Source organism: Paraburkholderia ribeironis, assembly GCF_900019265.1.
Taxonomy (GTDB): domain Bacteria; phylum Pseudomonadota; class Gammaproteobacteria; order Burkholderiales; family Burkholderiaceae; genus Paraburkholderia; species Paraburkholderia ribeironis.
Genome location: NZ_CYGX02000017.1, coordinates 89,269 through 102,106, shown reverse-complemented (window position 1 = coordinate 102,106; position 12,838 = coordinate 89,269). Strand labels below are relative to the sequence as shown.

At 61.6% G+C, this 12,838-nt stretch carries 3 protein-coding genes and 2 pseudogenes; 4 read left to right on the top strand and 1 reads right to left on the bottom strand.

Annotation, left to right across the window (positions count from 1 at the left end):
- Positions 1 to 206: 206 nt before the first annotated feature.
- A complete protein-coding gene (locus BN2475_RS09095) occupies positions 207 to 524 on the top strand; it encodes a transposase (RefSeq protein ID WP_281254196.1) in 318 nt (105 codons plus the stop codon).
- Positions 525 to 870: 346 nt separating this feature from the next.
- Positions 871 to 1,494 (top strand): annotated as a pseudogene (locus BN2475_RS09090) (transposase); the annotation flags it as partial.
- Positions 1,495 to 1,661: 167 nt separating this feature from the next.
- On the opposite strand, the pseudogene BN2475_RS09085 reads toward BN2475_RS09090, so the two are convergent.
- Positions 1,662 to 2,468 (bottom strand): annotated as a pseudogene (locus tag BN2475_RS09085) (IS5 family transposase).
- Positions 2,469 to 2,779: 311 nt separating this feature from the next.
- Between BN2475_RS09085 and BN2475_RS09080 the strand changes: the two are divergent.
- Entirely contained in the window at positions 2,780 to 3,115 is a 336-nt protein-coding gene (locus tag BN2475_RS09080) for a hypothetical protein (RefSeq protein ID WP_094779205.1), read from the top strand.
- A gap of 189 nt (positions 3,116 to 3,304) precedes the next feature.
- Positions 3,305 to 12,826 (top strand): non-ribosomal peptide synthetase/type I polyketide synthase, encoded by a 9,522-nt coding sequence (locus BN2475_RS09075; protein ID WP_143325758.1) that lies wholly within the window; start codon positions 3,305 to 3,307, stop codon positions 12,824 to 12,826.
- Positions 12,827 to 12,838: the final 12 nt, after the last annotated feature.

Here is a 12,838-nt window from a genome sequence, read left to right as displayed (position 1 = left end):
GCGACTCAGCCACCTGCACTACGCATTGAAAACCCTTGCCTACACGATGATCAATCTTCGGCACTACTGCCGAAGCTGATCACTCGCTTCGAAACCTTTGTTTCATCGCTGGCCATCACGCCGTGGTGTCGCCCGCGTCATGCCGAACCATTCGCACAACGACACACATCGTCGCATCGCACGCCTGGCAGCCGCGATTCCTTCCCATCCCATTGGCTTGTCCAACCGCGCTGCGCCGAGCCTGCTCGAAACGCGCAACCAGTTGTGACAAAGGCTACGACTCGGATGCCTTCGTGAACACCATCCGCGCTACGCGTGCGAAGGCCGTTATCCCGCCGCGCTCGAATCGAAAGACCAAGCGTCGGTACAGCCGCGCGCTGTATCGAACTCGGAACATCGTCGAACGCTTCTTCAATCGCATCAAACATTTTCGTCGCGTCTCCACTCGTTACGACAAGCTCGCCGGCAACTATTTCGCCTTCGCGGTGCTTGCCTGCGCCTTTGGGCCGCTGGTGAGAATGTGAACAGGACCTAGCGACACAGAGTGTCGCATTCGCGACACTCTGTGTCTTCATTGTCGACTTGTTTGTCGTGTAAAAAGAGGAGTTGCGAATCAAGCGCTTATCTGGGCTGTTGGCACGACCATCGCTCTGGCGTCACATGAACTGCCGAGAACCGAAATGTCCGACACTGCAAAGATTCTTTTTCTGACTTCAGTGGCGTATTTTGTTGTTAACGGAGGAGCTGGTGCCGCTCAAACATCTTTCCGCGATCTCCACCATAATTGCCCCGACCGACGGAAAGCTGCAGAACCCTAGCAGGCCGTTGAATTTGGATCCCGTGTAAACGGGGTTTGATAAACGGGGTTTGAGGGGCGGCCCGGACGATGGTCCGCCGATAAGTGGTGGCCGCAACGCTGACACTGACTGGAAAGGCGAGCGACGTAGCAATGCCACGCACGAGTCGACTACTGATCCGGAGGCGCGATTGTTCAAGAAGAGCCACAAGAGCCCGGCCATCCTGTGTTACCACGGGCACATCCTCATGGAGAATCGTTCGGGGCTGGTGGTCGGCGCCGTGGTCAGTCACGCAGATGGTTTCGCCGAGCGGGCCAGTGCATTGCAATTGCTCGACTGCGTTCCAGGCGCTCATGCGAAGACAGTCGGTGCCGACAAGGCGTATGACACACGCGACTTCGTGAACGATTGCCGCACTCGCAACGTGACACCGCATGTCGCGCGTAACGATGAGCGTTGGGGCGGCAGCGCAATCGACGGCCGCACTTCGCGGCACGCGGGCTACCGGATCAGCCAGATCATCCGCAAGCGAATCGAAGAGCATTTCGGCTGGGGTAAAACAGTCGGTCGGATCCGGCAGACGGTCTATCGCGGCATTCGGCGCGTCGACCAGCACTTCAAGCTGACGATGGTTGCGAGCAATCTGACCCGCATGGCCCGAATGCCAGGGGTGGTGCCGCAAGGAGCGACGCGATGAGCCGCCACGGCGTGCAGACTGCGCGCCACAAGGGCTGCATGCGTATGCACGCCCCGCGCAGATTGCGAGACAAACCGGTAATTCAGCGGGAAATCGCACGCGCAAGCCTCTTGAACGTAGCTTCGGTCGTCATGACGGGGCGCTTTTCAACAGCCTGCTAGAGCGTGTTAGGCACTTTTGGTGAGGTTTCCGAAATGGACGAGCATCAGAACTGCAAAGATGACGAAATGAAGCCCGGCAAGTGTCTCTGGCAAGCGCTCGTAATCGCGCGCGAGTCGACGAAAGCGATTCAGCCAGCCGAAGCTGCGCTCTACAACCCAGCGACGCGGCAACAGGACAAAGCCCTTTTTCGCTTGCGCCAATATGATCACCTGAAGCTCAATTCCCTCGTCCAGCGCGGCTTGCGCAGGTTCCTGGCCGGTATATCCCTGATCGACAAACGCGACTTTCACCGTCTGGCCGGTGACCTGCTGGACCTGACGCGCAAGCTCGCCGACCTGTGCGCGCTCCTGTTCATTGGCTGGCGTCACGTGCACAGCAAGCAACTGCCCCAGAGTATCGACGGCCATATGGACCTTGCTGCCCTGTTTGCGCTTGTAACCGTCATAACCGGCTCGCGGCCCGCTCTCGCACGTCGACTGCAGTGTGCGCCCATCGAGAATCACCGCGCTGGGCTGCCCCTGGCGCCCCTGTGCGACTCGTATGATCGAACGCAGATCACTGACCATGGCCTCGAAACAACCCGCCTGAATCCAGCGTTACGTTTGCTGATAGACCATCCCCCACGGCGGGAAGTCATTGGGCAACAGACGCCAGGGTGCACCCGCGCGCACGATCCAGCGCAGCGCGTTGAACATCTCGCGCAGTTCGTATCGACGCTGCGGTGCGCCTTTGTTCATCAAGGTCAAATACGGCGCGGCGAAGTGCCATTCTTCATCCGATACATCCGTTGGGTAGGGCCGGCGTTTGCTCATTCCGCCAGGTTACCAGGTTTGGCAGCAAGTGCCTAACACGCTCTAAGTTCGATATTCAGTGTGCGAATAGCGGAGATGCTGTTGAAAATTATAGATTTACTGAATATATAGTTTTTGTTTATATATTTGCCGGGCAATGCGTCACATCATCGCAACTGACTTGTTAAGTTCAAGGCATGCGAATCGTTGAGGGCAAGCCATTTGTCGTGCATTTAATAGTTTGTGCAATGAAGTGGTTGTATTGACGTCATTCCGGCGGACATTTGTGGTCGGAATGATTTTAATTTAACTTTAAAGTGGAGAAGTGAAAAATGTCTTCTAAGTATATTTATCAGCTTGAGTTTGACGTGAAAACCGAGTTGGGCGCACAGTGGTCTGAGGGGCTCAAAGTTGTGCTCGATTCATTCCAGAAAGGTGGCCGACCCGCTCCGGAAATCTACACGACTTATGTCGGCAACGGCGAGAAGGCATTTATCCGTATCCCGCTTGATAGTCTCGGTGAAATGGATAACTGGGTTCACACGCCAGACCTTGTCTTTCAGAACCTCGGCGATCAGAAGGCTGGAGCAACCGCTCTCGCGAAATGGGCGCAGTCTTTCAAGCACTGGGAAAGCCGGATTCTTCTTCTCTCGCAAGACGGGCACTAATACCGGGTTTCTGAACGTAGGCGGATCTCATCTATCCGCCTACGCGCGTGGTTTCCCTACCAGCAAGTGTCTGTAGGGGCTCGGATGCAGGCTTGATGTTGAGCTTGTCCGCAGAAAATCCTGTATTTGATCGGCTCCATAACGGACATTAAAGGGGGTTCTTTGCATAGCACAGGTAACCCTACGCATGTGAGGCTGGATACAACAATTGTCGATGTTTTGTGCGCGCGTTCGGCTACCGATGGCGAGCGGCTCGCGTTTAATTTCATGGCCACAGACGACGCGGCAGGCCACGAACTAAGCATCGGCATGCTTAACCAGCAGGCCCGTGCCATTGCAACCTGCCTGAAACAAGCTGGCGTGGCCGGTCGCGTTGTACTGCTCTTTCCGGCGGGACTGACCTTCCATGCCGCATATTACGGTTGCCTCTACGCCGGATTGACCGCAGTCCCGATACCGATCCCGCAGTTGCGGCCAGGCCGGCCGGAACGTACAGCACTGCGGCTTTCGCGCAGCCGCGAGATTCTGCGGATTGCGGCCCCGAGCGCGGTACTCACGACATCATCCTTACGTGATAAGGAATCCAGATTGAATGCCGCCCTGCCCGAACTGGCGGCTCTACCCTGGTTTGCCGTCGATGAAGTCAGTATCGAACTGGCGGCCGCGTGGCGGCGCCCCGCAATTGCGGCGGAAACCTTAGCCTACTTGCAGTTCACCTCTGGCTCGACCGGTACGCCCAAAGCGGCGATGGTTACCCACGGCAACATCATGGCGCAAGCATCCGGTCATGCGGAAGTTTTTCCGATGCCGGCCGATAGTGCATCCGTGGTGTGGTTGCCTCACTCCCACGATTGGGGGTTAACCGACGGCGTTGTCATGCCGGTAATCAACGGCCATTGCTGCCACTTGATGGCGCCGCCGTCCTTTCTGCAACGCCCACTACGATGGTTGTCGGCAATTTCGCGCCATCGCGCCTATCTCTCGGGTGGTCCGAACTTTGCGTACGATCTATGTGTACGCAGGATCCCACCCGAATCGCTGCAATCGCTCGATTTGTCCGGCTGGCGTATCGCCCAGACGGGCGCGGAGACGATCCGGCCATCTACGATCGACGCTTTCGCTCGCCACTTTGCCGTGGCGGGTTTCCAACGCAAAGCATTTGCGCCGGCCTACGGGCTGGCCGAGGCCGTTCTGGTGGCAACCGGGCGGCACGACACCGATTCGAGGCCGATCACCCTCAGTGTCGATCGCGCCGCCCTCACCAAGGGCAGAGTCGAGCCGGCGATAGCGCCTGGTACCAGCATCGATCTAGCAAGCTGTGGTCGCCCGACATCTTCGCTGCACCTCACCATTGCCGATCCGCATTCCCGGCAATCGGTGCCGGCCGGCCGGGTCGGTGAGATCTGGCTGGCCGGGCCATCGCTCGCGATCGGCTATTACGCGTCACCTCAGAAAACGAAAGACACCTTTCAGGCGCATCTATCCACGGGCGAGGGTCCATTCCTGCGAACCGGCGACTTAGGTTTTCTGCATGACGGCCATCTCTACATGACGGGGCGACTCAAGGAACTGATTATCGTCGCCGGGCAAAACCACTACCCGCAGGAGATCGAGCTTACGGTGGGCTCTGTCCACACGAACCTGCGCCCCAATGCAGCCGCAGCCTTCTCCATCGAGCGCGATGGCGAGGAGAGACTGGTCGTCCTGCACGAAGTGGCGGCGGGGCCCATTGTGCCGAAGGCATCCGCGATCGCCCGAGACGCTGTCGCAGCGGTCGCCGATTTGCACGGTCTCACTCTGGACACCCTCGTACTCCTGCCCCCGCACACAATGCCTGTCACCACCAGCGGCAAGGTCGAACGCAATTTGTGCCGGCAGCGTTTCCTCGATGGCACGCTGGTGGAACTGACGCGATGGCAAGCGCCGGTACCGAGCCGGCTCGACGCAACGGGCCCTTCTGGCCGGAGCAAAGATGCCGTGGAGATCCGTCGACGGCTCGTTGACACCATCGCACGCCGCACGGGCATTCACGCTGACCTCGTTACCGACGAAGCGTGTTTTGCCGACTTTGGTATCGACTCGCGCGGCGCCGTGGCGCTGTCCGGTGAACTTGAACACCTGCTCGGCCGCGATCTTCCAGCAACGCTGCTTTACGATCATCCGACACTGGGTGCGCTGGTGGAGGCGATTACCCGTACCGACACATTCCGGCCTCCGGTCGCCAAACGCGGACGCCCGCCGCTGACGGACATCGCCGTTGTCGGCATGGCATGCCGCGTGCTTGGCGCCAGTACTGCCGAGGAATTCTGGAATCTGTGTCTCGCCTCCGCCGGATGTTTTTCCGAGGTTCCGCGCGAGCGCTTCGACAGCAGCGCTTACCTGCAAAAGCTCGACGACATCTCCACGTTGCAGCCCGGGCGGATCTACACGGACAAAGGTGCCTTCTTGCCCGAAGTCGACCGCTTCGATGCGGGCCTTTTCGGCATCGCGGGACGCGAGGCAGTCGCGATGGATCCGCAGCAGCGGTTGCTGCTGGAAATGGCATGGGAAGCACTTGAAAATGCCGGCATCGCTCCGACAAGCCTCGCGGGTACGCCTGCGGGGGTCTACCTTGGAATGAGTTCGGCCGATTATCAGAAATTGCTGATGCAAACAGGGACGCCGGCTCCCTGGACAGCCACCGGCGGCGCCCCCAGTGTCGCCGCCGGACGCATCGCCTACGCATTTGGCACGCGCGGTCCCGCCATGGTCGTCGATACCGCCTGTTCTTCGGGGTTGGTTGCCGTGCACCTGGCGTGCAAGGCGTTGCGAGACGGCGAAGCCGAGTTGGCGCTTGCTGGGGCGGTCAATCTGATCCTTACCCCGGACGCTTATCAGAACTTCTGCCAGGCGCGCATGCTCAGTCCCACCGGGCGGTGCCGCCCCTTCGCCGAGGCGGCGGATGGCTACGTGCGCGGCGAGGGAGGCGGTATCCTGGTGCTCAAGCCGCTAGATCGCGCGCGATCCGATGGCGATCGGATACTGGCCGTCATACGCGGTACTGCGATCAATCACGACGGCCGCTCTAACGGACTGACCGCGCCCTCACGCGAAGCCCAGGTCGAGGTGGTTCAACGAGCGCTTGCAGACGCCAATGCTCGTGCCGACGAGATCGGCTACATCGAGGCTCACGGGACCGGTACTGCGCTCGGCGATCCGATCGAGCTTGGCGCACTAGGCGAGGTATTCGGCCAGTCGGCTCGACCGGTTGCGCTAGGCTCGGCCAAAGCATTGATCGGTCACCTGGAAGCTGCGGCGGGCCTGACAGGATTGCTGAAAGCGATTCAGGCGCTGCATCACGGCGTCATTCCGCCGCAGCTACATGCCGAAGCGCCGACCAGTTTGTTCGACTGGACCAGGACCACCCTGTATTTGCCAACGGTTGCGACGTCCTGGCCGGGCCGGCGTCTGGCAGGCGTCAGCGCTTTCGGCATCAGCGGCACCAATGCCCATGTGATCGTAGAGGCGGTAGATCCATCCGTCGAGCCGGTCATTGCACGACCACCCGAAGCCGCGACGCGCTCCAGTTCCGTGGTGCTGCCGCTCTCGGCGGCCGATCCTGCCGCGCTGGCTGAACTCGCTGATGGCTATCGCCGGATGCTGGCCGAAGCACCGGCCGGATCGGCGCCCGACATCTGCTTCAGCGCAGCCACGACGCGAGCCGCGCTGCCATTCCGTTTGGCCGTGAGGGGCCGCGATACCACCGAACTTGTCAACGCTTTGGCGAGTGCCCGCTCGAATGGGTCAACTGAAAGGCCAATCAAAGGATCAGCGCCCCGCGTCATCATGCTGTTTCCGGGCCAGGGCGCTCAATTTACGGGGATGGCGCGGGGGCTTTACGAGCATTGCCCGGTGATTCGGGACGTGCTGGATCAGGGCGAAGCGCTGGCCGCCCCGCATGGCATACCGTCGCTGCTGTCTGTGATGTTCGGCACCGATAGGCAGCGCTCGATCGATGACACCCGCTGGACGCAACCGGCTATGTTCGTGCTGGAGGTCGCCGTTGCCACCCAATGGCGAGCTTGGGGTGTGGAGCCGGTCCTTTGTCTCGGTCACAGTGTCGGCGAGTTGGCCGCGGCCTGCGTGGCCGGCGGCTTCTCGCTGGCTGACGGCCTCGCTCTGGTGGTCGCCCGCAGCCGCCTCATGCACGCGGCACCAGGATCGGGCGGGATGGCCGCCCTCGCTGCAGACAGCACCACTGTCGAAACATTGCTCGGAACCTCGCGGGGCCTGGAGATTGCCGCCAGCAACGCCCCCGACAGCACGGTGATTGCCGGGCCGATCAGTGCCGTCGCCGAGGCGCTGCGCCGCGCGGCCGCACTCGGCATCGCGGGGCACGAACTGGCCGTGTCACACGCCTTCCATACTGCGCTTATGGACGAGGCGGTCAACGCCTTTGCGTCCCATGTCGCTGAGGCCACCTTCCAGCCGCTCCGCGTACCGGTACTAACCGCGAGATCGGCTGAGCTGATCGCCGTCGACAGCTTGATCGCCCCCGGCTACTGGCAGCAGCAATTGCGGCACCGCGTGAATTTCCAGGCTGCACTCGATCGAGCGGCGGTAATCGAACCGGACGCGTGGTTTCTCGAAGCCGGCCCCGGTGTCACCCTTCTCTCTTTTGCCGCCGCAACCGTCACGGGAAGTGCCGAACGCTGTCTGACATCGTTCAGGCGCGGTGCCGACGAGACGGCTGACATGCTGCATAGTGTTGGCCGCCTGTGGCAGGCGGGCGCGCCGATCGTCTGGGGCGCCGTGCAGCGGGGCCGCCGGGTGATGCTGCCGAGCTATCCGTTCCAGCGCCATCGCTATTGGCTCGGTACAGACGCCACTCCCCCGATCCCGGCAACGCCTGCCAGGGACGCCGTACAGATCAAGCCCTCACCGAAATCGGAACCGCTCGCGCTGGTGGATCCTGGCCGCCTCAGTAATGTGGAGCCCGCCGTTCGCCAACGCCTGTTGCGTGACTGGCTGCGTGCGCGGATCGCCGACAGCTCGCTGGTAGAACAGGTCCGAATCGACGATGACCGTCCTCTGGTTGCCTTCGGAATCGACTCGCTAATGGCAATCCGGCTGGTCAACCAGATTCAGACGGAACTTCAGTGTAGTGTTCCGTTGGCTCAGATACTGGGTGGCGGCAGCATCGCAACACTGGCTGACCTGCTGGTCACGGCCATCGCCAGCCACGCAGGCGAGCCGGTCTCCGGAAGAACGCTTCATGCAGGGTCCGAGACGCCATTGCCTGAGTCTCTGGACCCCATTCCGCTCTCATTTTCCCAACTGCGGCTATGGCTGCTCGATCAGTTGGCGCCCGGCAATCCCGCCTACAATCTGCCGACGTCGTTGCACCTGACCGGCCCGCTGGACGTGGATGCACTGGAACGCTGCCTGGTCGAGATCATGCACCGGCATCCAGTCCTGCACACAAGTTTCGCGGCGAGGAACGGGGCGCCGATCCTGCGAGTCGCGCCGCACCCAACGATGTCGCTGCACCGCATCGATCTGGCCCAGGAAGACAATGACGCAGCGCTGAACGACATCGCCGTTCGCGAGGCCGCGACTCCGCTCGATTTGAGGGAGGCACCGCTTTTCCGCGCGACACTGGTGCAAATGGCGCCGAACGATCATGTCCTGTTGCTCACGTTCCATCACATAGTCACGGACGGCTGGTCGCTCGGCGGGATCCTGATGCCCGAACTGGCGCGCCTTTACCGCTGCCTAGTAACGCGTCAGCCTCTGCCAGCGGCGGTTGGTGCGACCTACGCAGACCATGCGGCCAGGATGCGCAGGACCCTGACGGATGCAGCGCTGGCCACAGCACTGGCCTACTGGAAGCAGCAGATGGCCGACGCGCCTCCCGTAGCCACGCTGCCCACCGATCGTCCACGGCCGGGCCAGCGCGGCTACCGCGGCGCGCGACGGCCGTGGATCATACCGGCGTCGATTGCCGACGGAGTCGCCGCGGTGGGTCAACGCCACGGCACAACCCTGTTCATGAGCATGCTGGCCGGGCTGAAGGCGGTTTTGTATCAATGGACAGGCCAGGCCGATATCACGATCGGCACGACTCTATCGATACGTACGCCCGAGACCGAAGCGGTTTTCGGAGATTTCACCAATTTCCTGCCGCTGCGCACCGTTTTGTCGCCGGGACAGTCGGTAGCGGACCTGCTCGCAGCCGTGCGCTCGACGACTCTCGATGCCTTCACGCATGGCCATTGTCCATTCGACCGCCTCGTCGCCGAGGTCAATCCCATACGATGCGAAGGTCAGAATCCTCTCTTTGCCATTTCCTTCGTCCTGCATGCCTTTGACAGCAGGACGCAGCCGGTGGAACTGTCCGACACGCTGAGTGCGCGCTTCATCCCGCCATTGATCCAGATCGAAAATGGCACCTCGGAAGCCGATCTGATCATCGAGGCAGCGCGCGGCCCCGAAGGACTGGTGCTGGAGTGTGAATACGACACCGATCTCTACGCCGCGGCCACCATCGACCGGTTCCTTGATCACTACCAGACTTGGCTAGGAAGTCTGGCTGAAGCCGATGAGCACACGCCGGTTTCGGCCCTGTCGACAACGACGGCGACTGCGCAAGCCGAGTTGGTTGCCCTAGGGCGGTCACGCCAACGGTTGTCGGCCTCGCGCGAAACGATCGCAGCCCGATTCGAGGCGGTGGCATGCCTGATACCCACAGCGGTGGCAATTCGCGATCGGGCGAGCGGCCGGACGTGGACCTATGGTGAACTTGCTCAGCATGCCGAGGCCCTGGCATACCGGTTGAAGGCGCGCGGCATCAGGCTGGAGCATCGCGTCGGGCTCTATCTTCCACGGTCGGGCGCCCTCGTGGCCGCCATGCTGGCGGTACTCAAAGCCGGTGCGGCCTATTTACCCTTCGACACTGACTGGCCGCTGGCGCGCGTAGCTGCTGTCGCGTCCGATGCTCGCGTGGAACTCATTCTTCACGAGACCGGCCATGCGCCCGACCTGCCACAGCGCCTCCTCGCCGTGTCCTTCGACGCAGCAGCCGATACCGGAAACTTCACGGCCGAACCGTTGCCGGAATTCAGCCCCGAAAGCGCAGCCTATGTGATCTATACGTCGGGGTCCACCGGCCAGCCCAAGGGCGTAGTGGTATCTCACAGCAACGTTCTGCGTCTTTTTGATACAACAGCGCCCAACTTTGCGTTCGGCCGCGAGGATGTCTGGCTGCAGTTTCATTCGCCGGCTTTTGACTTCTCCGTTTGGGAGATCTGGGGCGCATTGCTGCACGGAGGCCAGTTGGTGGTAATACCGGCCCTGACCGCACGCGACCCGGACGAGATCGAGGCATTGATGCATACCGAGGGCATCACCGTGTTCAGCCAGACCCCCTCGGCATTTCGCGCTTTCCTGCGTAGCCATCTGCCTCGCCGCCACAGTCTTGAGCGGCTGCGCCTCGTGATCTTCGGGGGCGAAGCGCTCGATCCGTCGATGCTGAAGGATTGGTTCGCGTTTTACGGTGATCGCCGCCCGTCGCTGGTCAACATGTACGGCATCACCGAAACGACCGTGCACAACACGATCTGCCAGCTGAAGCAGGCGGATCGGGCGGCGCGGAGCATCATCGGACAGCCGCTCGCCGATCGCGATCTCTACCTGCTCGATCGACATATGCAGTTGGTGCCCATCGGGGCCATCGGCGAGATATATGTCGGCGGCGGCGGTATTGCGCGCGGCTATCTGGGCCGGGCCGCCCTGACCGCACAGCGCTTCCTGCCCGATCCGTTCAGCGGGTTGGCCGGTGCACGGCTCTATCGCAGCGGCGACCTCGCCCGGCGGTTGCCGGGCGGCGAGCTGGAATATTTGGGTCGAGGTGACCAGCAGGTCAAGGTGCGCGGCCATCGCATCGAGCCCGATGAGATCAGCAAAGTGCTGGGAGACCATCAAGCAGTAGCCGAATGCTTGGTGAAGGCGTTAGACGAAGGGAACGAAAAGGCGCTGGTTGCCTACGTTGTTCCGACAAAGCACGCCACATCTCCAACTGTCGAACGCCACGCGGATGTGGTCGAACGATGGCGCGACGTCTTCGACGAGACTTATGCTCTCGGCACCGGAGCCGCGGACACCTTCAATCTTTCCGGCTGGAACAGCAGTTACGACGGTCTGCCGATTCCGGAACACGAAATGCGCGAGTGGCTTGAATATTCCGTAGCCACGCTGCGAGAACTGCGGCCCCGCCGGGTGCTGGAGATGGGATGTGGCACCGGCATGCTGCTGCTGCGGCTGGCTCCGGATTGCGAGCACTACATCGGTATGGATATCTCGGCTGCGGCCCTCAGGCATGTAGACGAAGCGCTTGCCCGCCGGCCGGCAATGCATGCACGCGTGAGCCTGCTCCAAGGTGCGGCGGACAACTTCGACGCGGTGGCTCCGGGAAGCGTCGATACCATCGTTCTCAACTCGGTGGTCCAGCTATTCCCAGGCATCGACTATCTGGAGCGCGTCATAGCCCGCGCCCTGGCCGTCGTCGCGCCGGGCGGGACAGTGTTCATCGGCGATGTACGCAGCCATGCGTTGCTGGCAGCGTTCCATCTCTCCGTGTTGCTGCACCGTGGCGGCCAGAAAATGGACGACCTAGCCGAACAGGTCGACGCACGCTGCCGCGCCGACAAGGAGCTAACGGTAGACCCCAGTTATTTTCATGGCCTTCGCACTCGCCATCCCGGTCTCGGCCCTGTGGAGATTCGCCTTAAACGAACGCGCGCCGACAACGAGATGAGCCTTTTCCGTTTCGACGTAGTGCTGCATCGCACCGAGGCCGGGACCAACGCGCTCGCCTGCGACTGGTTTGCGGCACCGTCCGGCCTGGAGGACCTACGCGACTTGCTGGTCAGCCGAACGGCACCTTTCGGGTTGAGGGACATTCCCAACAAGCGAATAGCCGCACTTGCCGCAACGCTCGACCTGCGGCGGCACGCCCATCCCTCAACGCACGCACCCGGCACCACCATCGAAATGCATCCGGCCGAGCTAACGCACCTCGCGGAGCAACTAGGCTGGCGTGTTCGCCTGCAGTGGAACGCTGCCGACCACAGGGACGGCCGCTTCGATGCACTGTTCGTGACCGGCCGGCCCGGCGATGGTCGGGGAGTGGCTGAAGCAGCAGCATTCGGCATGTCAACCGTTCTGCCCAAAGACTGGCACGCCCTCGCCAATATTCCCGATCACGGGTTGCGCTATCCGCAATTGGCGTCTGAACTGCGTCAGCACATCGCAGCCCGACTGCCCTCCTACATGGTACCCAAGGCGGTGGTGATACTGGACGAACTGCCTCTGACAGCCAACGGCAAACTGGATGCCGGCAGACTACCGCTACCGGGTCGAAGACGGGCCAATGAGGAAACTTTCGTCGCTCCGCGCGACGCGCTGGACCAGGCAATCGCGACCGCCTGGACCGAGGTACTCGGCATTGACCGCATCAGCATTAACGACAATTTCTTCGACCTTGGGGGACATTCGCTCGCCGCTACCCAACTGGTTTCGAGACTGCGCTCTACCCTGGCAGTCGATGTATCGCTACGGCTGATTTTCCTCAAGCCGACCATTGCCGACCAACACGCTTCAATCCTTGAAAAGCTGACGGAAGATGCGCGTGATAGCGCGGGCATCGACCCCGTGGCCCTCAAACTGGCCTGATCCAAGGAACCC

Excerpts from the sequence above, each read along its gene's own strand:
- BN2475_RS09080 (WP_094779205.1), top strand. The coding sequence starts at position 2,780 with ATGTCTTCTAAGTATATTTATCAGCTTGAGTTTGACGTGAAAACCGAG.